The sequence below is a fragment of the Terriglobia bacterium genome (assembly GCA_032252755.1).
GTDB lineage: Bacteria > Acidobacteriota > Terriglobia > Terriglobales > Acidobacteriaceae > JAVUPY01.
Window position 1 is genome coordinate 176,510 of record JAVUPY010000070.1, and the last position, 22,933, is coordinate 199,442.

The following is a 22,933-nucleotide window of genomic DNA, read 5'->3' on the forward strand; positions in this document are numbered from 1 at the left end:
GGCTGGAAATGTAACAGAAGACGACGCTGGACTCTAGAAGCTTGATGCTGGCCGAATGGTGGCGCGCGGAAGTTAAAATTAATGACTGGCGTCCGGGGTGAGCGTCCAGTGCGCCACTAGTTCATCCGCTTGCCTCTGCGCATCCTCGAAATCGCCAAAGCCGCGAATCCAACGTACCTCTGTATCTCGGCGGAACCACGTCATTTGACGTTTGGCGTAATTGCGATGGCCTTGCTGGGCTGCGCGGATCGCTTCATCGCGTGGAATCTCGCCATTCAGAAACTGCGCCGCCTGTTTGTATCCCAGGGAGCCGAGCGCGGGAGCCGTGGCCCCGTACTTTTCGAGGAGTACCTGCGTCTCCTCTACGAGGCCCCGTTCGAACATCTCCGCCGCGCGCTCGTTAATACGTGCGTACAAGGCGTCTCGATTCGGATCGAGACCAATGCGCAGAATGCGAAAGCCCTTCAGCGGATCGCGCCCTTCTTTCCAAAGCTCGGTCATGGGCTGCCGGCTAAGAAGGCTCACTTCGATGGCGCGAATGATCTTCGAATCGTCATTGGGGTGAATTTTCTCGGCGGCGGCGTAATCGAAGCGGCGCAGAATTCGGTGCAGATAACCCGGTCCGCGACTCGCGACTCGCTCACGCAATCTTTCGCGCAACTCTTCCGAACGCTGTGGGCCCTCGAAGAGTCCTTCGAGCACCGCACGCAAGTAGAGTCCGGTACCGCCGACAACGATGGGGATCGCACCGCGCGTCACGATTTCCGATAAGAGGGGCCGCGCGCCCCGGGCGTAGTCTCCAGCGGTGAATTTTTCTGTCGGGGCGACAATATCGAACAAGTGATGGGGGACGAGTTGCCGTTCCGAGCAATCCGGCTTGGCAGTGCCGATCTCAAACTCACGATAGACGGCAACCGAATCGCAATTGACGATCTCGCCGCCGAACCGCTGGGCCAGATGCAGTGACAGTGCCGTCTTGCCGCTGGCCGTCGGCCCAACTATGACGACGAGCGGCGCGTCCGGCATTATCGGGCGCCCCATGGGATGTAGTGTCCCCAGCGCACCAGGATGATGACCAGAACGATTGCCGCGACTACAAGCAGACCGGCAAGGCGACTGTCTAATGGCGGCTTTTCGTCATCGTGCAGCATGGCAAGAGACTATCAAAAACACGGTGGCTGGTCGCTGCTTGTTGGTCGCTGGTCAACCAGCCACTAATCACCAGCCACCAGCTACATCTTTTGTTATCCTTTGCCCGATGTCCCAGCAGCAGGTTGCGCGTTACAAGTTCGGACTGTACGAAGCGGACCCGCAATCCGGCGAATTGTTCCGCGAGGGGCGGAAGCTTCGGATGCAGGAGCAGCCCTTCCAGGTGCTGGTCTCGCTGCTGGAGCGCCCGGGTGAGGTCGTGACGCGCGAAGACCTGCGCCAGCGCCTTTGGCCTTCGGACACGTTCGTCGATTTCGACCACAGCCTGAACACGGCGATTAACAAATTGCGAGATACCCTCGGCGACGGTGCCGCAAATCCGCGATTTATTGAAACCCTGCCGCGGCGGGGCTACCGCTTCATCGCGCCGGTACAAAGCGTTGCCGCTAACGGCGTCACTGCCGAACAAGCACCGCCGACACCGGCCCCGGCGCCCGCGGTTGAGGTCAGCGGAGCCGAAATTCCGCAGGCAAATCCTGCGATTGCCCGTGCGCTCTTCGGTCTGCTGCAAGCGATGTACCTGGTCTTTTACACGCTTGCTTTGTGGCGTCTCGACGAACTCGTACGGACCGCCGGCCAAATCCACCTGGGCGCCAACCTCATTCTTCCTCTAGTTCTTGTTTCCGCACTTGTTGGGATTCCGTTGCGCCTGTACACGCTCAACGCAACGCTATTCAACTATCGCCACCTCGGAACGAATTTCCGAAAGCTCTTTCCGGTGATTCTCGTTCTGGATGTTCTGTGGGCGACCTCGCCGTTCCTCATCATCCAACTGATCGGCATCGGGCTGGCATTCGCGGCCTGTGCCGCGCTGGTCTATTCGCCATTCGCGCAGCGAGTGCTCGCCTTGATGGCGTACCCATCGAAATAGTTAGAACTGAGGTCTATTGCAGGGCAGCTGCCGGTAACGGCTCCGGCTCGGCATTCCCATCCGCGCGCGGATCGGAGGCGCCGTACTTCATGCCCGTCTTGCTGTTGTAGATGACCGCCTGCCCGCGGCCCATCGCTGAGGAGTAATCGCCGACAACGATCAGTTCGTGACCCTTCTGCCTGAGTTGCTGCATCACCTCGGGCTTCACGCGCGACTCGATCGGAACTCCGCAATCGACTTTGCTGCCGTGGACGGTAAATCGCGGCGCCGAGAGCGCCGCCTGAATATTCATTCCGTAATCGACCACGTCCGAAACAAACTGCGCGTGCGCTACAGGTTGGTTCGCGCCGCCCATGATGCCGAAGCCGATGTGAATGTCGCCGCGCTGCATGAAGGCCGGGATGATGGTGTGGAACGGACGCTTGCGTGGAGCCAGCGCGTCCGGATGTGAAGGATCGAGCCGGAACAGCGCGCCACGGTCCTGCAGGAAAAATCCCATGCCCTCAACGGCTATGCCCGAACCGAAATAATCGTAGTTGCTCTGAATCAGCGAAACGATATTGCCGTCCTTGTCGACGACTGAAAGATAAGTCGTGTCGCTGGACGGCGGCTTTCCCGCCTCGACGTTGCAGTTCGCCTTGTCAGGATTGATCAGCTTCGCGCGTTCGGCGGCGTATTCCTTCGAGATCAATCCCTGGACGGGAATTTTCGCGAAGCGCGGATCGCCGTTGTAGCGATAGAGGTCCGAGTATGCCAGCTTCATCGCCTCAATTTTCTTGTGCAGTTCGACCGCGCCCTCCGGGCCGCCGGGGTCGGGCTGGAAATTCGACATAATGTTGAGCATCTCCAGCGCAGCCATGCCCTGCCCGTTCGGCGGAAGCTCGTACACGCGCCAGCCGCGGTAGTCGATCGAGATCGGATCGACCCACTCGGCCTTGAACTCCGAGAGATCGTCGGCCTTCATCGTGCCGCCGGCATCAGCCTCGGTCTTGAGGATTGCCTTCGCGATTGCGCCACGGTAAAACGCATCGGCTCCGCCATCGGCGACCAGTCGCAGCGCTTGCGCGACATCTTTGTTCGTGAACATCTGCCCGACCTCGGGCACTTTGCCGTCCGGAAGAAAGACATGCTTGGCTTCGTCGTTCTGAAACACGGGCGCGCCGCGCCGCCAGTATCCGTGCACCAGTTCGGCGACGGGATAACCGTGATCGGCGTAATAAATCGCCGGGCCGAACAGCTCTTTCCACGGCAGCTTGCCAAAGCGTTTGTGCGCCTCGCTCCACCCCTCCACCGCGCCGGGCACCGTCACGCTGTCAATGCCGTGTTCGGGCATGGTCGTGATTCCGCGCTGCTTCAGGTATTCGATCGAAAGGCCGCGTGGCGCCCACCCGCTGGAATTCAGTCCGTAGAGTTTGCCCGTCTTCGCGTCCCAGTAGATGAGGAAGAGGTCGCCGCCCATGCCGTTCATCATCGGCTCGGTGACGCCCAGCACGGCGTTGGCTGTGATTGCGGCGTCGATCGCCGAACCGCCGCGCGCGAGAATCTGCGCCCCGGCCTGCGACGCCAGGTACTGGCTGGTCGCAACAATGCCGCGATCAGTGATCACCATCGACCGCCCGTACGAGCGATCCTGGGCAACGCCCGTGAAGGTCATGGCCAAGAGGAGAACAGACACAAAGGCGCAACGCAACATGATTGCCTCGCAGGCAGGAAGGATTAAAACTTGCGAATGTACACCCGGGAGCACAGCGGAGCAACCACTGGGTGAGATCCAGCTACACGCGATGGATTGTGAGATAGGCTTATACGCTTGGCTTCGTACCCTGGATGGAGTGGTACGAGTTCTTCACTGTTCACTTCCGGACAATCAAGTCCATCACCGACCAATCGATTTCGCACCTAACCACCTAACCTGAATCCTCACAGGAGCTTATCCAGCCACCCATTGGCCTTCGGATTGCTTTGGATCCCTGTAGAGTGAGGTTCCATGTTCGATCGTGTCCTCCAAGATGTTCGCTATGCCTTTCGCATGCTCCGGAAGAGCCCGGGGTTCACTGTGGTTGCCGTACTCACGCTGGCGCTCGGCATTGGGGCGAATACGGCCGTGTTCTCGGTGCTGAACGGTGTACTGCTGCGGCCGCTGCCGTTCAACGATTCCGACCGCCTGGTGACGCTTTACCAGAACATGCCGAACTTCGAGCGGGGTTCCATCTCGTATTACAACCTGCTCGACTGGCAGCGCATGAACCACACCTTCGAGGCGATCGCCGGGTACCGCCAGACCGGCTACAGCCTCACCGGCCTCGGCGAAGCGGAGCAGGTACAGGCGGAAATGGTTGGGCACGAGTTCTTCCCGATACTCCAGGCACAACCGCTGCTTGGTCGAAGCTTCACGGCAGAAGAAGACGTGCCTCAAGGGCCGAAGACGGTCATGATCAGCGAAGGTTTCTGGAAGAGGCGGTTCGGGGGAGCGACGGATGTCATCGGCAAGACACTCCACCTCGATGCCGACACCTACCAGATCATTGGGGTCGTCCCCGACTCGCTGCATCTGCCGATCCAGAATTTCGGCCGTCATATCGACGTTTATACAGCGGTTGGAGCCTTCGACGATCCTGGCTTCCAGGGCCGGATTCACCATTGGGGACTCGATGCGATCGGCCGTTTGAAGCCCGGCATGACGCTCGAGCAGGCACGCGCAGATATGTCGAAAGTCTCGCGCGACCTCGAAGCGGCATATCCGGATGTGAATAAAGGCCTCGGTACCACGATGCTTTCGCTGCATGACGCCATGGTCGGCGAGATCCGCCCGGTGTTGATCATGCTGCTGGCTGCGGTCGGCTTTGTCCTGCTCATCGGCGCCGCGAACGTTGCCAACCTGATGCTGGCCCGATCTACAGCGCGTACTCGCGAGTTTGCGATTCGCTCCGCCCTGGGCGCCTCGCACAAGCAGGTCGTCCGGCAACTGTTGACGGAAAGCATCGTTCTCGCCATCATCGGGGGCGCTCTCGGACTCCTGCTGGCGGTGCTCGGCACCAACGCCGCCCTGCACCTCATGCCAAGAGCCATTCCCCGTGCTGAAAACATCGGAATCGATCTCCGGGTTCTGCTGTTCACGATGGGCATATCGCTGCTGACCGGCGTCCTGTTTGGCCTTGTGCCGGCCCTGAAGATCTCCCGGCCGGACCTGAACGAGGCGCTGAAAGAAAATGCGCGCGGCACTACAGGAATGCATCACCGGACGCAGAGCGCGCTGGTAGTTGCCGAGACCGCGATGGCTCTCGTCCTGCTGGTCGGCGCGGGACTGATGATTCGGACGCTTCTTCACCTCTGGCAGGAGGATCCCGGCTTCGACCCGCATCATGTGCTCGTATTCACCATGGCTCTGCCGCCGCAACAGTTCTCGGCGCCGGTCGAGACGATTCGAAACGAGTATCGCGACATTGAAGAACGTCTGCGCGCGCTTCCCGGGGTAGAAACCGTTTCGTATTCTGCAGGAGCTACGCCGTTCCAGAACGATGACGAAGACCAGTTCTGGAAAGATGGCCAGGCAAAACCTTCGTCCGCCTGGGAGATGAACTGGTTGATTGACTACGTGGTCGAACCCAGTTACCTGAAGGCCATGGGACTGCAACTGAAGGCTGGGCGTTTTATCACCGACGAGGACACGCCAAGCTCGCCACGCGTCGCCGTTGTCGATGAGGAGTTCGCCCGCAAGTATTATCCGGGCGAGGACCCGATCGGCAAGGTCTTCCACACCGAGAACAATGCCGGCAAGACGCCGATGAAACTGGATTACAGGATCGTCGGCGTGGTCGGACACGTGAACCAGTGGGGTCTCGATCCGCGCTCTACCCTGCCGCTGCGCACCGAAGCTTTCTACGCCGTATCACAGTTGCCGGAGGACTCGGCGCAGACCACGGCGCAGTTCATCCGCGTGTTCGTGCGTACGTCTGGAGACCCCGCCAGTCAGATCAGCAGCATCCGCCAGGTACTGACCAGCTACGATTCGAACGTCGTAATGGCAAATCCTGAGACCATGGAGTCCATCGTCTCCGGTTCGCTGAAGTCGATGCGCTTTTCGATGACCTTAATGGGGACCTTTGCTGCGCTCGCGCTGTTGCTGGCGATGATCGGCATCTATGGACTCATGTCCTACGCCGTCGGCCAGCGCACGCATGAAATCGGTATCCGCATGGCTCTTGGCGCAAAGCCTTCCGATTTGCTCGCGATGGTCATCAAACAAGGTTCGAAGATGGTGCTGATCGGAATCGCTATCGGCGTGCTGGGAGCAGCGCTCCTGACCCGTGTCATGTCGAGCATGTTGTCCGGTGTGAGCGCCACGGATCCGATGACGTTTACGATGGTGGCTATTCTGCTGATGCTGATGGCATGCGCCGCCTGCCTCATCCCCGCGCGCCGGGCAACGCGCGTGCAACCGCTGGAGGTGCTGCGGTACCAGTAGTGTAGTCAAATCCTCGAAAAGAGCCCCCGTCAATTGGACGGGGGCTATTTTTCAATCGTCAATCCGGCAATCGTCATTCGTAAATTGCCGTCATTTCCCCTCTCCTGCGACCGCCCCCTTCGCCTCGAACTGCTGCGGAACGACGACAGCGTCGACCTTGTGCTCGCGCGCGATGTTCTGGAAAGCGACGAGATCCGTGCTCACGACCGAGTTCCACGCCGCAACCTGTTTATCGACATCCTGTTTGAGTTGCTGGAAGCGGTCGAGCGCGGCCTGTGTCGGGGCCGAATCGCCGTACCCGACATAGCTGGCCAGCACCGAAAGCTGGCCATCGAGTTTCACGGGGTATTGGAGCGAGTCCTCATTGGCCTTGATCTTCCAGTTCACAAGCTGATCTTCGATCGCAACCAGCTTCGCGTCGAGGTTCTTGCCGGAATCAACGACAGGCAACAGCGACGGCGTATTCGGCAACCGCTGTTGCAACGCCGCGAGCTGGTTCCTGAGATCGTGGATCTGCCGCTCGGTGGCGAACACACGCTCGATTTCGCCGCGGATCGCCGTCACCAGATCGTATTGCTTCTGTAGATCGGCCATCGGAACCTTCACCCGAGGGTCGAGTGCAATTTCGAAAGGTGCTGTCTGGGTTTTGCCGTCGACGGTCATGCGAACCTCGTACTTGCCCGGAAGCGCCTTCGGCAGCGTGGTGCCATCCTGGTAGCCGAACAGGTAGTAATTCGCCGGACGCTCGATCGGATTGCGCCGCAGGTCCCAGACAAAGCGGTTCAACCCCGGCTTGGGATCAAGCAGCTTTTTCGGCTTCTCATCGTCGGGATCGAGAGGCTCTTCCAGGTCTCCGGTGTCCTTGCTCGTGATGTGGCGCAGAACTTTCCCGCTGGAATTGAGGATATCCAGGCTCATCTCCTTCGGTTTGTCCTTCACCCAATAATAGAAAACCGCTCCGATGGGTGGATTGGTCCCCGTGTATGCATTGCCCTTCCCCGATCGCGCCCATGTGTGCAGAGCCATCGATGGAGTGTAGAGATGGAAATCCTGCTTCGTGATCTCGCCGGTCTCCTGGCGAACCGGGGCCAGGTCATCAAGAATCCAGAAGCCGCGTCCGTGGGTCGCCAGCACCAGGTCGTCGCCCTTGATCACGAGATCATGCACGGGGACGGTCGGCAGGTTGAGCTGAAACTTCTCCCAACTCTGGCCGTCGTTGTAGCTGATATACATTCCGGTTTCAGTGCCGGCGTAGAGAAGGCCCTTCTTCTTCGGATCCTGGCGGACCGCACGGACGAAGCTGCCTTCGGGGATGCCCTTCACCAGCGTCGTCCAGGTCTTGCCGAAGTCGGTAGTCTTGAAGATGTACGGTTTCAGATCGTCAAGACGATGCCGGTCGACAGCGACATAGGCCGTTCCGTTGTCGAACGGTGACAGGTCGATCTGGCTGACGGTGCCCCATTCCGGCATATCTTTCGGGGTGATGTTGGTCCAGGTCTTGCCGTCATCGCGCGTGATCTGCATCAGCCCGTCGTCGGTTCCGCACCAGATGGTTCCGGCTTGCTGAGGCGATTCCGCGACTGCAAAGATCGTGTCGTAGAACTCGGTTCCGGTATCGTCCTTTGTGATGGGCCCACCGGAGACCTGTTGCTTGCTCTTGTCGTTGCGCGTCAGGTCGGGCGAAATCGCCGTCCAGTGTATGCCGCCGTCGCTGGACCTGAACAGGCGCTCACCACCGTGATAAATGACATTGTGATCGTGCGGCGAGATCAGGATCGGCGCCGTCCACTGGAAGCGATGCTCCTGTACGGCAGCACCCATCGCGTCCTGAACCACGGGGTAGACGCTGATCTCCTTCGCTTGCTGGTCGCTCTTGTCGAATCGCGTGATATTTCCCTGGTATTCGCCGCCATACACGATGTTGGGATTGGTCGGATCGACAGCAATGTAACCGGCCTCGCCGCCCGCCACCGGATACCAGTCCTCACGACCAATCGAGCCGTCGTCGCTCATGCTGGCGATCGCGACGGTGGTGTTGTCCTGCTGCGAACCGTAGACGTAATAGGGGAAGCGGTTATCAGTGGTGACGTGATAGAACTGCGCCGTTGGCTGATTGTCCTCGCGCGTCCAGCTCTTGCCACCATCGATCGTGATCGTCGCGCCACCATCATTGACGGCGATCATTCGGTTCGTATCCGCAGGGTCGATCCACAGGCCGTGATTATCGCCGTGCGGAACATCGATCTTGTTGAACGTGCGGCCGCCGTCCGTGGATTTGTGGAAGTCGACGTTCATCACGTAGACGGTGTCTTTGTCCTTCGGGTCGGCGGTGATGTGCATGTAGTACCACGCGCGCTGACGAAGACGCGGATCGGGATTCACCAGTTGCCATTTGCTGCCGCCGTCATCCGAACGGTAAAGGCCGCCGTCCTTGGCTTCAATCAGCGCGTAGACGCGATCTGAATTTGCGGCGACCGCGACGCCAACGCGCCCATAGGGCTTCTCGGGCAGACCCTTGCCCGTTACTTCTTTCCACGTTGCGCCATCATCATCGGAGCGATAAATGCCGCTGCCCGGCCCGCCGCTGTCTAGCGTCCACGGCAACCGGCGCACCTGCCAGAGCGTCGCGAAGAGAATGTGCGGATTGTCGGGATCGAAGGTGATATCCACCGCGCCGGTGTTTTCGTCCTTGTAGAGGACCTTCTGCCAGGTCTTGCCGCCGTCCGTGGTGCGGAAGACTCCGCGCTCTTCGTTGGGACCAAACGGATGCCCGAGCGCCGCCACGAGCACCATGTCGGGATTCGTGGGGTTGATGATGACCTTTCCGATCGCCTGCGTGTCCTTCAGGCCGACGTTCTTCCACGTCTTGCCACCATCGAGCGACTTGTAAACACCGTCGCCGAACGACGTGTTGCCGCGAATGCAGGCTTCGCCCGTGCCGACGTAAACAATGTTGGGATCGGAATCGGCAACGGCGATGCTGCCGATGTCGCCGGTTCCTTCTTTATCAAAGATGGGCGCCCAACTTGCACCCCCATCGACTGACTTCCAGACTCCGCCACCGGTCGCGCCGAAGTAGTAGACCTTGGGATCGCCCGGGATGCCCACCGCCGTCAGCGAACGGCCGCCCCGGAATGGACCAATCTGGCGATACTGCATCCCGTGAAACTTTTCTTCCTTCTTCTCTTCTTTCTTTTCGGCCGTTGGCTGTTCCGCCGGTTTCGGCTGCACCGCGGATTGCGCTTTGGGCTGGCCTTCCTTACCCGGAGTCTTTTTCTGAGCGGAAGCTGGAACAACGATCAGAACGATTGCGCAGAGACACAGAAAGAACACACGACGAACGAGTTTTTGCATGAGCGGGCCGCCTCCCTTTTCAGAGTGCCAGCTATCCTAAAACTTAGATCGGGAATTGAGAAGGGGCAGAGGGTGCCGGAGAAGAAACAAAAGGTGCAAGAAATAGATCTTCTTGCACCTTGAACCTTGTACCTATCGCGTTTTGCTCAGTCGCGCCTCAAGCTTATCGACTTCTTCGCTCATGCCCTTCGGCAGGCGCGAACCAAACTTCGAAAAATGGTCGCGGATGAGCGGAACCTCGGCGCGCCAGCCCTCGACGTCGATTTCAAGGAGCTTCCGCATTGCATCTGGCGCAATATCGAGGCCGTCGGTGTCGATGTCCTCCGGTCGCGGCAATCGTCCGATAGGTGTGTCCACAGCGCCAGCTTTGCCATCGACTCGTTCGAATACCCACTTCAGCACGCGGCTGTTGTCGCCGTAGCCCGGCCACAGGAATTTGCCGTTCGGACCGGTGCGGAACCAGTTCACGTAGAAGATCTTCGGCAGTTTCGCGCCTGCCTTGCTGCCTATTTCGAGGTAATGCGCGAAGTAGTCGCCCATGTGATAACCGCAGAAGGGCAACATCGCCATGGGGTCTCTTCGAAGTTGACCGACCTTGCCGGCCGCAGCGGCCGTAGTTTCACTGCTCGCGGTCGCACCAAGAAATGTTCCGTGCTGCCAGTCGAAAGATTCCGTGACGAGCGGAACGATTGTCGCACGGCGTCCGCCGAATAAAATGGCGTCGATCGGCACGCCTTTCGGGTCTTCCCACTCGGGAGCGATCACCGGGCACTGCCGTGCTGGCGTCGTAAAGCGAGCGTTGGGATGTGCCGCCTTGCGCCCGCTGGCCGGGGTCCAGGAGCGACGCAGCCAATCAGTCAGGTGCGCCGGTTTTTCATCCGTCATGCCTTCCCACCAGACATCGCCCTCGGGCGTGACGGCGCAGTTGGTGAAAATCGAATTCTTCGATGCCGTGAGCATCGCGTTGGCGTTCGACTTCATGCTGGTGCCCGGCGCGACCCCAAAGAACCCGGCTTCCGGATTGATGGCATACAACCGCCCGTCTTCGCCGAACTTCATCCAGCAAATGTCATCGCCAACGGTTTCGACCTTCCATCCGGGGATCGTCGGGATGAGCATGGCGAGATTGGTCTTACCGCAGGCGGACGGGAACGCGCCCGTCATGTACTTTGACTCGCCCTGCGGATTCGTGAGTTTCAGGATGAGCATGTGCTCGGCAAGCCAGCCCTCATCGCGTGCCTGAACGGACGCGATGCGAAGCGCATGGCATTTCTTCCCAAGCAGCGCGTTGCCACCATAGCCAGAACCGAATGACCAGATCTCGCGCGTTTCCGGGAAGTGGCAGATGTATTTCTCGGTCGGATCGTTCGGCCACGGTGTATCCGCGGCATTGGACTCGAGCGGCGCTCCCACGGAATGCAACCCACGAACGAACGCGCCGTCGGTCCCGAGCACTTCAAGAACTCTTTTACCGACACGCGCCATGATGTGCATGTTGGCGACGACGTAAGGTGAATCGGTGAGTTCGACGCCGATATTCGCGATCGGCGAGCCGATTGGCCCCATGCTGTAAGGAATCACGTAGAGTGTCCGGCCCATCATGCAACCGGTAAACAGCCGGCGGAGAACCGACTTCATCTCCGAAGGGTCACGCCAGTTGTTCGTCGGCCCCGCATCCTGTTCCTTCACTGAGCAGATGAAGGTGCGGTCTTCCACGCGCGCAACGTCGGCGGGAGTTGAGCGTACCAGGATGCTGTTGGGACGCTTCTCAGGATTCAACCGGACAGCTGTTCCGGCATGCACCATGAGGCGAAGCATGTTCTCGTATTCCGCTTCGCTGCCGTCGCACCAGTAAACACTACTCGGCTTGCAGAGTTGGGTTACCTCGTCCACCCAGCGGACAAGTTTCTCGTGCCTGATCGGCATGTTCCCAACATTCGGCGTCGCCTCGGTAATGCTTGCCATAAAAGCGTCTCCTGCAAAAGCACGTATGAAGTGGACCCGGAAACCGGGTGCGGGGCCGGAAAAGATTCCCACTGCTCGAAGGCGCGGAAATGGGAACGTGGTTCAGGGACGCGCGTCGAGATGGAAATGAAGAACCATACGATTCTGGTCAGCCGCCACGCAAGGGGAAGCACCTGCTATTACACACGGAGGTGACCTAGCTCACCCCTGGGCGTACTCTATTTGTTCGATACCCTACCCCACACCTGCCGTTGCATACTCGCGTACTACCGCGTCAAGGTGCTCTAAGGTTTCGGCAACGGTCAGGTTGTACATCTCGCGGCCATCCTCTTCGCCGCTTTCAATTGCCGTTTTCAGGAAATGTCCCGCGATTTGCGCCGCGAGCGGATCGGTGATGACCTTCCCCGAGCGCTTGTTGTATTCGCCCCACGCAGTATGCGGCAGGGCGATCCAAACCGGCCGTCCGCCGGCCAGGAACTTCACATCCACGGCGTCGGCATGGCGAGTCGAAATGGCGGTGATTATGGCCTGGAAGAGACAATGAACGTCCTGGCCACTCCAGCGGTCTTTTACCCGAAAGTCCTCGTACATTCTATTAAGAGTGTAGTCCAGCGAAACGGCAGCGGGCAAGAAACGGGAAAGGCAACCGGCGAACCGAAGATCGGGCCAGCGGAAGGACGGAACAAGGCGCTACGGTAGAATCGCTATGTGGGCAATTCCATCCGGAAATCCAAGACCATGGTGTCCAAGCGCAATGTCCCAAAAAGGCGCGCAGCCAAGCGCTCCCTCAGCACTGCCGAAATCGAAACCAGCCTCGCCGATGCCGGTTTTAGCCGCAAGGCGCCCATGGCCGCGCCGTATGCAATCAAGCAGCAGCGCGCAAAGAGAGATCGGGAGCGATCCGGCCCTGCGCCCAAGACGGGCAAACTGCAGATTCTTCGAGCGAAGTCTCTGGGCAAGTTCCCCTGGCTGGTACACGGTTTCAGCACGCGCCAGGGCGGCGTCACTTCCGAGTACGGTCGACGCCAGTTAAATCTAGGCGTCACGAAGGAAGACACTCACGAGAACGTTGCGCGGAATCGGGAGTTGTTTGCGCGCGCGCTCGGGGCTCAAACCGACGGCCATCTCTGGCCACTGGTGCAGACGCATCAGATTCACTCCCCGATCGTTCACCGCGTCAGCTGCTCAGAACCCCACCCTGCGGCTGGTGACGGACTGATCACCAACACTCCCGGAGTGCTGATTGCGGTGAAAGTCGCCGATTGCATTCCGGTAATCGCTGTCGACCCGGTGCGCCGTGCCGTGGGAGTTTTTCATGCGGGGTGGCGAGGCACCATGCAGCGCATCTTACAGAAAGGAATTGGCGAGATGCGCCGCCAATTCGGCAGCGATCCCTCTGACATCCTGGTCGCCATCGGCGCCGGGATCAGTGTCTGCTGCTACCAGGTCGGAGATGAAGTCCTCGAACAGTTCCACTCGCAGTTCTCCTATGCGGATGAACTCATCGAAGAGGTTTTCGACTCGCATTCCCTGCACGTGAAATATCCGCTGCTCTTCCTCAACCAGCGCGCACCCGGCCATGGCGAACTGCCTAAAGTCCCGCATCTCGATCTCATCAAGGCCAACACGCGTCAGGCTGTCGATGCCGGCGTGCCGGAGCAGAACATCGAAGCACTGAACCTGTGCACCGCGTGTCGAACCGATATCTTCTTCTCACACCGTAAAGAGCATGTGACAGGGAGGATGATGGCGGCCGTAGGAATTAAAGGCGGTTCTTAGTTTTTCGTAGAAAACAAGTTCCCAGTTCCCAGTTGACGGCTGAACCATCGAAAGGTGCCCAAAAACAAATGGCGCGATCGAATCGCGCCTTAACCGGGAGCTCGGAACTTCTTTACTCCGGCTGATTCGGAGTTGCTGCAGGTGTCGCCTCGCTCTCGTTGACGACGTCCTTCAACTCCTTACTGGGCTTGAAGAAAGGAATTTTCTTGGGCGGCACTTCGACGCGGTCGCCGGTTTTGGGATTGCGGCCGACGCGGGCTTTGCGCTGGCGGGTGCGGAAACTGCCGAAGCCGCGGATCTCGATCTTATCCCCGGCGCGAAGCGCACGCACTACGCTGTCGAAAATCGTTTCGACGATGACTTCGGAGTCCTTCCGGGTCACTTCTGCCAGTCGAGATACCTCTTCGATCAGGTCGGCTTTGGTCATGGTAGTTCCTGTCCTCGAATGCCCAATACAATCTCAGATTCTATAAGCTGTTGGCAAGTAAGGAGTTTAACACCACCGGGAGTTCTGGGCCAGCAGGAGGAGGGCTTCGGGACCGAGACCGGGAGTTCTCCCGGCCAGCCTACTTTAGGCCCAGTAGGCCCGCAACTACGGTCAGAACCATAACGAGGAAGACAATCCCGGTAATGACCACAAATTTGAAGTCACGATCAACCGAGAAGGCGTAGATAGAGACAATTACGCGAGCGACCGGAGTCAGGATCAGCAATACCGCCCCGGCCATCATCAGCGCCACCGGGTCCAGCGCCACAAGCCCGTGCATCACCCAGGAGAAGCTGTAATGGGAGCGTACCCAGGCGGGATCCAGCGGATAGTACGCCGGGTGCATGAGCGCGCGAATAATCCCGATCGCGAACAGGATAGAGCTGACGATCATTCCGCCCAGCAGGGCGTAGTAGACAACGGAATAAACGTTCTCTTCGGTCGAGGTCGGTGGGTTCGCGATTTCCGTATCTTGTGCCATGTCTCTCATCAACCTAGGTTCGGCAAGTGAAGGTGGAATTGCGTCTCGAGCCCGCGGGCGAACATGCCGTAAGCGAGATAGACCATCAGGGCCGCAAACAGCCATTTCAGAGCGACACTGTGTAAGCGGTTCATGACCGTCGTACCTATCGTTGCACCGGTCGTCGTGCCTATCGCCACGGGTCCGACCACTACAAAATGAATCAAACCGGCCATGAAAAATAAGATCGAACCCACGGCCGCCGTCACTCCGATCATCAGTTTGCTGGTTCCGACCGCCACCTTCATCGGCACGTTCATGTAGCGATTCATCCCCGAAACCTTCAGTACTCCTCCGCCCACTCCCAGCAGCCCAGACGCAATACCAGCGAGAAAAGAGATGCCGGCGCCGATCAACGATCCGTTCACGACGTAGGGCACGGTGCGATTGGCGGCCAGATCGTGGTAGGTTCCGCGGAGCTCCAGGTAGTGGGTCAGCCGATCCGACTTGGCATTGGCGAATTCCCCGGCCTTGATCCTCTGGTCGTCCAGGTTGCGCGTAGAAAATGCGGCATAGGCCATGTACGCGAGAAGGGCCGCGAATATCAGCGCCATCACCCCTTCATGGAGGAAAAGCGCCAGCACGCTGCCGGAAAGTGCGCCCACAGTCGTAAAGATTTCCAGGAACATGGCCAGCTTCAGGTTGGTGATGCGCTGGTCCACGTAAGAAGATCCCCCCGCGTTCGAGGTCGCGATAACGGACACAATGCTTGCGGCCACCGCGACCTTCATCGGCAGATGAAATGCCAGCACCATCATTGGAACAATGAAAATGCCACCACCCACCCCGAGCAGCGCGCCGAAGAAGCCGGCAACACACGAAGCTCCGAAGAGCCACAGTACAAAATGAACGGAATATTGCATCCGAAGTTGTTCCTTGAGATCCGCAGAAGTGATTCTGACGGGCTGACCCCTATCAGCTTCGCACGGGGGTGACCTTCGATGCAATCTCGCACCTGCCGTTACTCTGTCGCAGGTCGTGAGAGTGCCGCGCTCCGTGGCTGAATGTGTACACTACAGCGCTATGAAGTTCTACGCAGGACAGCACGCATATCCCATCGTCCTTGCCGTAATCGCCGCGGCGATTCTCGTCGGCGGCTTCCTGCTCAAGCCTTCTCCGCGGAAAACTGAATCGAAAACTGCTTACGACTTCACAACCATAATGGGTGAGGTGAGCCGTCTGCGCGAAATCGCGCAGCGGAACAGTTTTCGGAGTACAAGCGCGCGGTTCAACGCCGCAGCGATGTGCCATCGTCGGCGATCACCCACGCAGGGCGATTACCCGGTACAAGCGGTAATGCATGTTGCGCAGCACCGAAGCCGGCAAGAAACGGCTTGACTTATGCCACTCTGCCCCATGCTGGGCTGGCAATTGGTCTCGTGCTGAGCCTCGGAAACCAACTGCCGATCCTGACCTCAACCGTCTCTACGATTGTGCCGACGAAGCGCGGGAATTAGGATAGCTCGGTGCCCCACGGCTATCGCGGACGTGGGTCAGCACTCTAATCTTTTGAAGTTATCTCGCAGGACTCGTCGTCGTCGCCCCGTACGTGCTCTCCGCCTGTTCGTGAGCGTGATACGACGACCGCACCAGCGGACCCGACTCGACGTGTCGAAAGCCAATTTTCAGAGCCTCTTCCTTGAGGTACTGGAACTCCTCCGGCGGATACAGCCGCGCGACGGGCAGGTGATCGCGCGAAGGTCGCAGATATTGGCCGATAGTGAGGATGTCAACTTTGCGTTCGGCGAGATCGCGGAAAACGTCGAGCAGTTCATCCGAACTCTCGCCGATGCCGACCATGACGCCCGTCTTGCTGGTCATATGCGGGTCGATCTTCTTTACGTTACCGAGCAGGTCTAGCGTGCGCTGGTAGCGAGCCCCGGATCGCACCGCGCGATAGAGTCGCGGCACCGTCTCGGTGTTGTGATTCAGCACCTGCGGCTTGGCCTCGAGCACGATGCGCAGGCACTCTTCAATGCCCTGGAAATCGGGGATGAGCACTTCGACGCTGCAATCCGGCACACGCCGGTGAATTTGGCGGATGGTTTCGGCGAAAACGCGTGCGCCGCCGTAGTTGTCGTCGTCGCGATTCACGCTGGTGACCACGGCAAACTTCAGCCCAAGCGCCTCGACCGCTTCCGCCACCCGCCGGGGCTCGTCGAAATCGATCGCCTCCGGCCGTCCCTTCGGCACCGCGCAGAACCCGCACCGCCGCGTGCAAGTGTTGCCCAGCAGCATGAAGGTCGCGGTCTTGTGGTTCCAGCACTCGCCGATGTTCGGGCACTGCGCCGACTCGCAAACCGTGTGCAGGTTCAGCCCGCGCGCCAACTTCTTGAGGCTGTGGTAGTTCTCGCCCATGGGCGCCTTGGCGCGCAGCCACGCAGGCTTGGGTGTCCGCACCCGCGGGGCAACATCAATCTGGATAAGGTCAGGAGTCGCCATGAATCTTCTATTTTACGATGCCGGTTAGTTGGCTGGCGATTCAAAGCTGCCAAACAGCCTTGGCTGAGCACCGGCCTGTGCGCCAGGTCACAGAACCGCGGCCGTGTTGCCGTTAGAGTTCCGTGCTGAAAAGTAGTGGGGTAGTGACTTTGGGCCTGATGGTTCTTCCGGAGGGCTGTCCGATGGAGACGTTGCTGCAAGACATCCGCTACAGTATCCGTTCGCTGCGGAAAACTCCTGCCTTTACCACAATCGCGGTCATCACGCTTGCGCTTGGCATCGGCGTCAATGCCGCCATGTTCAGCATCGTGAACGGCGTTCTCCTCCGTCCTCTTTCTTATCCTCGAGCTGATCGTCTCGTCATGCTCTATACGAGCATGCCGCAATTTGTCGAGGGTTCGGTTTCTTATCCCAACTTTCTCGACTGGCAGGAGCGCAGCCGCTCCTTCGAACGTTTGGCTGCCTACCGAAACGAGAACTTCAACCTCACCGGTCGGGCCAATCCCGAACGTCTGCGCGGACACATGGTGTCGGCCACAATCTTCTCCGTCCTCGGCATTAATCCGCTGCTTGGTCGCACCTTCACTCCCGACGAGGATCGGCGCGGCGGTGCTCCGGTCGTACTGCTCACGAGCAACTTCTGGAAGAGGCGCTTCGGAGGCAGCCCGGCGGTACTAGGTTCCACGCTCACACTCAACGAGAGACTATTCACGGTTATCGGCGTAATTCCGGGCGACGATCTCTTGTTGGACGGAATCTCCGTCGTCGTTCCCATCGGCCAGTGGACCGAACCGTTGTTCCAGGATCGAGGCGTCGGCATGGGCATGCGGGTCGTCGGACGTCTCAAGCCCGGCGTCTCCATCCAGCAGGCCCAAGCCGAACTCGATGGACTCGCCGCGAATCTAGCGCGCGAGTACCCGAAGGAGGACAAAGATAAAGGAATCTTCGCGCTCTCGCTGAGCGATGACATCCTCGGCGACGCTCGCCGTCCGCTCCTCCTCCTGTTCGGTGCCGTCGGTTTCGTTCTCCTCATCTCGTGTGCCAACGTTGCCAATCTGCTGCTGGCGCGCGGAACCGGGCGTCGCCGCGAATTCGCCGTCCGCGTCGCCATCGGCGCGCAGCGCGGCAGGATTCTGCATCAACTGCTCACCGAAGGCCTGGTGTTGGGCGTCGGCGGCGGAGCACTTGGTGTTGCTGTCGCCTGGGTCATCAACAAGATCTTCATCGTCAGGCTCACCAGCCAGTTGTCCCGCGCCGATCTCATCCGCCTCGACCTGCCCGTCATGGCATTCATTGCTCTCGTTTCAGTCGCGGCAAGCCTCTTATTCAGTGCCGCACCCGCGCTCCAGAGTTCGCGCCTCAACCTCAACGAGACGCTCAAGGAAGGTGGGCGAAGCAAAGTCGCGCGTCATGGTTTCCAGCGCGCGCTGGTCAGCGTCGAGGTCGCACTCGCGCTCGTGCTTACCGTTTCCGCCGGACTGATGATCCGCACCATGTCGCGCTTGTGGACCGTTAGTCCCGGCTTCGACCCCGACCATGTGCTGCTGTTCTCCATCGCCGGATCGCCTGCCGTACACGGCACGCCCGCGGCCATACGAAGCGGCTACGCAGAGACTGTGGAGCGATTGCGAACTGTTCCGGGGGTCCAGGCAGTCAGCGTAGCCACCGGCGCTGTTCCAATGAGGGGAGATACCGAAGTGCCTTATTGGGTCGAGGGGCGCACGAAACCCGTAGAACAGAGCCAGATGGATCTGGCGCTGCTCTATGCCGTCAACCCTGACTACCGCGACATCATGCGCATACCGCTGCTTCGCGGCCGATTCATTGCCGAGCAGGATCGCGAGAACACACCTTGTGCCGTTGCCATCGACGAGGAGTTCCAGCGCAGGGCATTTCCCAACCAGGATCCCATCGGCCAGCACATCAATCTCGAGTTGATCAAAATGCAGTGCGAAGTCGTCGGGGTCGTCGGCCACGTCAGCCAGTGGGGCCTCGACTCCGACGCCACCGCGAAGGTTCGTTCGCAGATGTACCTCCAGTTCCGCCAGGTTCCGGACGCCATCATGGACTTGATCTCCGGCGGCTCCGACTTCGTAGCTCGCTCGCAGGGAGATCCTTACGCTCTCGTTCCCGCGCTCAAGCAAGCAGTGGACGACATTAACGGCAAAATGGTCTTCTACGACGAACAGAGCATGAAGGATGTAATCCGCGATTCCCTGCTCGCTCGCCGCTTTCTGCGCCTGCTGCTCGGGGCCTTCGCCGTGTTGGCGCTGGCGCTCGCCGCCATCGGAATTTATGGCGTAATGTCATACTTCGTCGGACAGAGCACGCATGATATCGGCGTTCGCATGGCGCTTGGCGCGCGCAAGAGAACGGTTCTGGGCCTGGTGCTGCGCGACGCATTGCGCATGGCCGGCATAGGCATCGTGCTCGGGGCGGCGGTCGGATTCGGGGTTACGCGAGTCATGCGCAACCTGCTGTTCGGCGTCGGCAGCGGCGATCCTCTCACATTTATCGCTGTCGCGGCACTATTGGCGGCCGTCGCGGTGCTGGCCAGCTACATCCCCGCCCTTCGGGCAACCAAGGTCGACCCCATCGTCGCGTTGCGATGCGAGTGACAAAAATGCGCGAAGCACGAGGCTTCGATTCGCAGTCTCGGCTCAACTACAGCGTATGCAGGTACGCGATCAGGTCCTGCAATTCCTGGTCCGTCAGCGCTGGACGGAAGCTCGGCATTTTCGCCCTTCCCATCAGGATCACGTCGGAAACGCGAGCGTCGTTCGCGGGCATTCCGCTGGGGAGATACTTACGCCTGAAAATACCTTCCAGGCTCGGCCCCTGCAGTCCGCGCGAGGAATACGCTTCATGGCAGCGCGCGCAATCGCGGTCGAAGACGCGGCGCCCGCGCGCCTGTTGCGGGTTCAGCCCGAGTTCGGCGTCCGACTTGCGGCGCTGCATCTCGCAGCCAAATAACAAGAGAAATGACACTAGTACAGCCCAGCCGTACCGGTGGTAATGAGCCATGACCATGAATCCGATGTAACATGATAGCCCATGGCGATCAGCATCAAGCGCATCTATGACACACCTCTGCGCAGCGACGGAGCCCGGGTGCTCGTCGATCGCCTCTGGCCACGCGGCCTTAGCAAGGATGCGGCGAAGCTCACAGCATGGCTGAAAGCCCTCGCGCCGTCCGACGACCTTCGCAAGTGGTATCATGCGCGCCCCTCGCAATGGCTCGCCTTCCGCAAGAAATATCTTGAAGAACTTCGCGGCCCCGAAGCAACCGCCGCCCTCGAAGAACTCTACGACCTGGCCGAAGCCAGCGATCGCGTCACCCTGCTATTCGCCTCGCGCAACCTCGATAAGAACAACGCAACCGTCCTGAAGGAACTCCTCGAAGGTACGCGCAAGCCGCCCGCGACGTCGGGCGCAGTTAGCGCCGCGGGAGCAAGGCGGGGAAGAGCGCGAGCACCGAGGACGTAAGACGCGATGCTCTCGTTCACGATCAATCCGGGCCCTCTCCCCGATATCGTCCTCACCCGATAGACGCCGCTCGGTACACGATTTTTTTGCGAAGTCTGCGGCACACCCGACGACGATTCTCGTCTGCAATCTCTCGCCCGCGACCCGTCCGAGCGCATCTGCGCGGTTGTTTTGGAAAATTACTCTGAAAAGGCCATTACCAGTTTGCGACATCGATAGAATACAAATAAGACTTCTTTCCCACTTGCTCCCCGATGCCCTTCGTGCTGCAATAGCCCAACTCTCCCGAGGCGCCTATGTCAGTAAGAAAGAACACCCTCAGTCCCCGAGACATGCACGACTACCTTGAAGCCCTCAGCCGCTGCCAGAAAGATCAGAATGACGAGCACGCCAAGTACGACCTGATGCGCGCTTTCGCGGAACTACAGTTCTGCATTCATGGCGGCGCGAAGTGCAGCGTCTGCCATGCACACGTGCGACATGTGTTAGCGATCACTTCGGAACGCGCCGACGGCACCCGCCACAATTTCGACTGTCTCTGCAACCGCTGCTTCGAAAGCGAGCGCGCCGCCGCAAAGAAAATTGCCGTCTCGTTAGGCGATGCAACGATCTACTTCGACGCCATAGGCGAGCGAGCGATCACCGAACCCCATCCGCGAGATCTCCGCCGCCACTGAAAGAGAAACGCTGAGGACGCAAAGGCAAAAAACAACTTAAACACCCAGGTGCAGTTTCTTTTGCGTTCTTTGCGTTAATCCTTTTTTGCTTTGGAGTCCTCGACCACCGCAGTAACTATGCTGTCGATCGTTTCCAGCGCCCTGCGGTCGGTGAGCATGTGATTATTCGCGAGGATGGAGAAGACGATGTGTTCTCCCTTCTCCGTGGTTGCGAAACCGCTGAGCGCGTTCACGTGCCCCAGCGATCCGGTCTTGGCGTGAACTTTGCCCGTGAGTTGCGGCGTCCGGAAGCGGTCCACCAGCGTGCCATCCACGCCGCCGACCGGAAGCGTGTCTTCAAATTCCTTTGCCCAAGGCTGTTTCGAGATATATGTCAGTAGCGTGACGATGGCGCGCGGCGATACCAGGTTCTCGCGCGAGAGGCCCGAGCCGTCAAAGAAAACGTACTCGTCAGGCGTGATGCCTATCGTATTCAGCCATCCGCGCTCCACTTCGAGCCCAGCATCGATCGTCCCCGACGTTCCCTTCTCTTTGCCCAGCAGCCGCAGCATCAGTTCCGCGTGCAGGTTCTGGCTCACCTTATTGATCACCCGCAGGTCCTGGATTATCGGCGTCGATACGTGATTGGCGAAGACGATCGTTGCCGGGGTGCTCGGCGGACGGGAGTCGCCGCCGCCTGTTGACGGCGCGAACGCTGTAACGCTGAACGTCGAGAGCGATGCCAGGTCCGCATGACGTGCCTTGGAATGCCCGAAGATCGATATGCCGCGCTCCTGCAGAAGCTGCCGCAACTCCTGTGCCGCGAACTTCGCCGGATCATCGATCGCGATCGCTTCCGAGTGACCGCTTACGTCATCGACCGGGATGTTGCCCCACGCGAGGATTTCGTTCGAGCCCGGCTCGCGCAGAAGAACTATTTTCCTCGGCCCGGTTCCCGCCGGCGTTGTCATAATGCGATTCTCGATCTTGTAGTAGTCGGAGAAGGGTAGCAGGTCGATGAAGGCACGTTCGCCCGGATGCGTCGCCGGCTTCACGGAGAGAAACAGCACGTTGTCATTGACCGTGATCGCGCTCGCAGGCGCGCCCCAGTCCCACATCAGGTCGTCCTGCGACCATCCCTCGCCGTACCGCTGGTAGGGGAAGTATGTGTCGTCCCCAACTACATCGCCATCAATGACCTTCACGCCCTTGGCGACAATCTGGTCCGCCAGTTCTTCCAGCACGTGCGTTGGCGATTGCGAGCGCTCGGTCTTCAGATTGTAGGGCAGGTCGCGGCCGGAGAGGTTCGGATCGCCGCGCCCGATCAGGATCAAATCGCCGTCCAGCCGTCCGTACTTGTCCAGCGTCCCCGTGGTCTCCACCGTTGTGTGGAACCGGTAGTCGGGACCGATCAGTGCCAGCGTCGCCGAGGTCGTGAACAGCTTGGTATTGGATGCCGGCGTGAACAACTTGTCCGCGTTCTCCGAGTAGATCGTTTTGCCGGTATCGAGATTGTTGATCTCGATGCCCCAGAACCCGCGCGCCACATCGGGCTGCGCCAGGATGGCATCGATCTTCTTAGCCAGTTCTTTGTTTTCCGGCTTGTCCTCTGCAAACGCAGCAATGGAGACGAGAAACAGCAATAGGAAGGCGAGACGTCTGCGTAGCTGAGACATAGGTTCTGAGCTGGATTTTAGCA

Annotated in this window: 19 protein-coding genes; 7 read left to right on the top strand and 12 right to left on the bottom strand. The window is 59.5% G+C overall.

From position 1 onward, the window contains the following. Nucleotides 1-78: 78 nt before the first annotated feature. Both miaA and ROO76_17880 read right to left on the bottom strand, forming a co-directional pair. A complete protein-coding gene (miaA, locus tag ROO76_17875) occupies nucleotides 79-1,026 on the bottom strand; it encodes a tRNA (adenosine(37)-N6)-dimethylallyltransferase MiaA (GenBank protein MDT8070037.1) in 948 nt (315 codons plus the stop codon). Continuing rightward, nucleotides 1,026-1,151 carry a hypothetical protein gene (locus ROO76_17880; protein MDT8070038.1) on the bottom strand — a complete coding sequence of 42 codons (126 nt, stop codon included), beginning with the start codon at nucleotides 1,149-1,151 and terminating at the stop codon, nucleotides 1,026-1,028. Before ROO76_17880 ends, miaA begins: the two co-directional genes overlap by 1 nt. Before the next feature lie 107 nt (nucleotides 1,152-1,258). On the opposite strand from ROO76_17880, the gene ROO76_17885 reads away from it, so the two are divergent. Continuing rightward, nucleotides 1,259-2,080: a winged helix-turn-helix domain-containing protein gene (locus ROO76_17885; GenBank protein MDT8070039.1), complete on the top strand. Its 822-nt coding sequence runs from the start codon at nucleotides 1,259-1,261 to the stop codon at nucleotides 2,078-2,080. Between the two features lie 13 nt (nucleotides 2,081-2,093). Here ROO76_17885 and ggt read toward each other — a convergent pair whose 3' ends face one another. Then, nucleotides 2,094-3,773 carry a gamma-glutamyltransferase gene (gene ggt, locus ROO76_17890; protein MDT8070040.1) on the bottom strand — a complete coding sequence of 560 codons (1,680 nt, stop codon included), beginning with the start codon at nucleotides 3,771-3,773 and terminating at the stop codon, nucleotides 2,094-2,096. A gap of 294 nt (nucleotides 3,774-4,067) precedes the next feature. On the opposite strand from ggt, the gene ROO76_17895 reads away from it, so the two are divergent. After that, nucleotides 4,068-6,545 carry an ABC transporter permease gene (locus ROO76_17895; protein MDT8070041.1) on the top strand — a complete coding sequence of 826 codons (2,478 nt, stop codon included), beginning with the start codon at nucleotides 4,068-4,070 and terminating at the stop codon, nucleotides 6,543-6,545. Between the two features lie 90 nt (nucleotides 6,546-6,635). On the opposite strand, the gene ROO76_17900 is transcribed toward ROO76_17895, so the two are convergent. From ROO76_17900 to ROO76_17910, 3 genes are all read right to left on the bottom strand, one after another. Further along, nucleotides 6,636-9,899, bottom strand: coding sequence for a glycosyl hydrolase (locus tag ROO76_17900; GenBank protein ID MDT8070042.1), 3,264 nt, complete (start codon nucleotides 9,897-9,899; stop codon nucleotides 6,636-6,638). A gap of 132 nt (nucleotides 9,900-10,031) precedes the next feature. After that, on the bottom strand, nucleotides 10,032-11,864 hold the full coding sequence (locus tag ROO76_17905) for a phosphoenolpyruvate carboxykinase (GTP) (GenBank protein MDT8070043.1): 1,833 nt from the start codon (nucleotides 11,862-11,864) through the stop codon (nucleotides 10,032-10,034). Between the two features lie 234 nt (nucleotides 11,865-12,098). After that, nucleotides 12,099-12,455, bottom strand: coding sequence for a hypothetical protein (locus tag ROO76_17910; GenBank protein ID MDT8070044.1), 357 nt, complete (start codon nucleotides 12,453-12,455; stop codon nucleotides 12,099-12,101). 147 nt (nucleotides 12,456-12,602) lie between these two features. On the opposite strand from ROO76_17910, the gene pgeF reads away from it, so the two are divergent. Continuing rightward, nucleotides 12,603-13,643: a peptidoglycan editing factor PgeF gene (pgeF, locus tag ROO76_17915; protein ID MDT8070045.1), complete on the top strand. Its 1,041-nt coding sequence runs from the start codon at nucleotides 12,603-12,605 to the stop codon at nucleotides 13,641-13,643. Nucleotides 13,644-13,755: 112 nt separating this feature from the next. On the opposite strand, the gene ROO76_17920 is transcribed toward pgeF, so the two are convergent. From ROO76_17920 to ROO76_17930, 3 genes are all read right to left on the bottom strand, one after another. Beyond that, the gene (locus ROO76_17920; GenBank protein ID MDT8070046.1) at nucleotides 13,756-14,070 is read right to left on the bottom strand and encodes an HU family DNA-binding protein; all 315 of its coding nucleotides are present in this window, start codon (nucleotides 14,068-14,070) and stop codon (nucleotides 13,756-13,758) included. A 139-nt stretch (nucleotides 14,071-14,209) separates the two neighbouring features. After that, complete coding sequence (locus tag ROO76_17925; GenBank protein ID MDT8070047.1) at nucleotides 14,210-14,611, bottom strand: DUF1634 domain-containing protein; 402 nt, start codon at nucleotides 14,609-14,611, stop codon at nucleotides 14,210-14,212. A gap of 8 nt (nucleotides 14,612-14,619) precedes the next feature. Next, entirely contained in the window at nucleotides 14,620-15,513 is an 894-nt protein-coding gene (locus tag ROO76_17930) for a sulfite exporter TauE/SafE family protein (protein MDT8070048.1), read from the bottom strand. Between the two features lie 160 nt (nucleotides 15,514-15,673). Here ROO76_17930 and ROO76_17935 point away from each other — a divergent pair, with 160 nt between their 5' ends. Beyond that, a complete protein-coding gene (locus tag ROO76_17935) occupies nucleotides 15,674-15,988 on the top strand; it encodes a hypothetical protein (protein ID MDT8070049.1) in 315 nt (104 codons plus the stop codon). 177 nt (nucleotides 15,989-16,165) lie between these two features. Here ROO76_17935 and lipA read toward each other — a convergent pair whose 3' ends face one another. Next, nucleotides 16,166-17,092, bottom strand: coding sequence for a lipoyl synthase (lipA, locus tag ROO76_17940; GenBank protein ID MDT8070050.1), 927 nt, complete (start codon nucleotides 17,090-17,092; stop codon nucleotides 16,166-16,168). 182 nt (nucleotides 17,093-17,274) lie between these two features. Between lipA and ROO76_17945 the strand changes: the two genes are divergently transcribed. Next, nucleotides 17,275-19,710, top strand: coding sequence for an ABC transporter permease (locus ROO76_17945; protein MDT8070051.1), 2,436 nt, complete (start codon nucleotides 17,275-17,277; stop codon nucleotides 19,708-19,710). Nucleotides 19,711-19,756: 46 nt separating this feature from the next. Here the strand turns inward: ROO76_17945 and ROO76_17950 are convergent, their stop codons facing one another. Continuing rightward, nucleotides 19,757-20,116: a cytochrome c gene (locus ROO76_17950; GenBank protein MDT8070052.1), complete on the bottom strand. Its 360-nt coding sequence runs from the start codon at nucleotides 20,114-20,116 to the stop codon at nucleotides 19,757-19,759. Nucleotides 20,117-20,146: 30 nt separating this feature from the next. On the opposite strand from ROO76_17950, the gene ROO76_17955 reads away from it, so the two are divergent. Continuing rightward, nucleotides 20,147-20,578, top strand: a complete 432-nt coding sequence (locus ROO76_17955; GenBank protein ID MDT8070053.1) for a DUF488 family protein — start codon at nucleotides 20,147-20,149, stop codon at nucleotides 20,576-20,578. Between the two features lie 296 nt (nucleotides 20,579-20,874). Beyond that, complete coding sequence (locus ROO76_17960) at nucleotides 20,875-21,255, top strand: hypothetical protein (protein MDT8070054.1); 381 nt, start codon at nucleotides 20,875-20,877, stop codon at nucleotides 21,253-21,255. A 74-nt stretch (nucleotides 21,256-21,329) separates the two neighbouring features. Here ROO76_17960 and dacB read toward each other — a convergent pair whose 3' ends face one another. Beyond that, on the bottom strand, nucleotides 21,330-22,910 hold the full coding sequence (gene dacB / locus ROO76_17965; protein MDT8070055.1) for a D-alanyl-D-alanine carboxypeptidase/D-alanyl-D-alanine-endopeptidase: 1,581 nt from the start codon (nucleotides 22,908-22,910) through the stop codon (nucleotides 21,330-21,332). Nucleotides 22,911-22,933 lie beyond the last annotated feature (23 nt).

What these genes read in the sequence shown, in the direction of transcription:
- dacB (MDT8070055.1), bottom strand. Translation starts at nt 22,910, where the DNA reads ATGTCTCAGCTACGCAGACGTCTCGCCTTCCTATTGCTGTTTCTCGTC.
- pgeF (MDT8070045.1), top strand. Translation starts at nt 12,603, where the DNA reads ATGGTGTCCAAGCGCAATGTCCCAAAAAGGCGCGCAGCCAAGCGCTCC.
- ROO76_17910 (MDT8070044.1), bottom strand. Translation starts at nt 12,455, where the DNA reads ATGTACGAGGACTTTCGGGTAAAAGACCGCTGGAGTGGCCAGGACGTT.
- lipA (MDT8070050.1), bottom strand. Translation starts at nt 17,092, where the DNA reads ATGGCGACTCCTGACCTTATCCAGATTGATGTTGCCCCGCGGGTGCGG.
- ROO76_17945 (MDT8070051.1), top strand. Translation starts at nt 17,275, where the DNA reads ATGGAGACGTTGCTGCAAGACATCCGCTACAGTATCCGTTCGCTGCGG.
- ROO76_17920 (MDT8070046.1), bottom strand. Translation starts at nt 14,070, where the DNA reads ATGACCAAAGCCGACCTGATCGAAGAGGTATCTCGACTGGCAGAAGTG.
- ROO76_17900 (MDT8070042.1), bottom strand. Translation starts at nt 9,899, where the DNA reads ATGCAAAAACTCGTTCGTCGTGTGTTCTTTCTGTGTCTCTGCGCAATC.
- ggt (MDT8070040.1), bottom strand. Translation starts at nt 3,773, where the DNA reads ATGTTGCGTTGCGCCTTTGTGTCTGTTCTCCTCTTGGCCATGACCTTC.
- ROO76_17935 (MDT8070049.1), top strand. Translation starts at nt 15,674, where the DNA reads ATGAAGTTCTACGCAGGACAGCACGCATATCCCATCGTCCTTGCCGTA.
- ROO76_17960 (MDT8070054.1), top strand. Translation starts at nt 20,875, where the DNA reads ATGTCAGTAAGAAAGAACACCCTCAGTCCCCGAGACATGCACGACTAC.
- ROO76_17930 (MDT8070048.1), bottom strand. Translation starts at nt 15,513, where the DNA reads ATGCAATATTCCGTTCATTTTGTACTGTGGCTCTTCGGAGCTTCGTGT.
- ROO76_17955 (MDT8070053.1), top strand. Translation starts at nt 20,147, where the DNA reads ATGGCGATCAGCATCAAGCGCATCTATGACACACCTCTGCGCAGCGAC.
- ROO76_17905 (MDT8070043.1), bottom strand. Translation starts at nt 11,864, where the DNA reads ATGGCAAGCATTACCGAGGCGACGCCGAATGTTGGGAACATGCCGATC.
- ROO76_17880 (MDT8070038.1), bottom strand. Translation starts at nt 1,151, where the DNA reads ATGCTGCACGATGACGAAAAGCCGCCATTAGACAGTCGCCTTGCCGGT.
- miaA (MDT8070037.1), bottom strand. Translation starts at nt 1,026, where the DNA reads ATGCCGGACGCGCCGCTCGTCGTCATAGTTGGGCCGACGGCCAGCGGC.
- ROO76_17925 (MDT8070047.1), bottom strand. Translation starts at nt 14,611, where the DNA reads ATGGCACAAGATACGGAAATCGCGAACCCACCGACCTCGACCGAAGAG.
- ROO76_17885 (MDT8070039.1), top strand. Translation starts at nt 1,259, where the DNA reads ATGTCCCAGCAGCAGGTTGCGCGTTACAAGTTCGGACTGTACGAAGCG.
- ROO76_17895 (MDT8070041.1), top strand. Translation starts at nt 4,068, where the DNA reads ATGTTCGATCGTGTCCTCCAAGATGTTCGCTATGCCTTTCGCATGCTC.
- ROO76_17950 (MDT8070052.1), bottom strand. Translation starts at nt 20,116, where the DNA reads ATGGCTCATTACCACCGGTACGGCTGGGCTGTACTAGTGTCATTTCTC.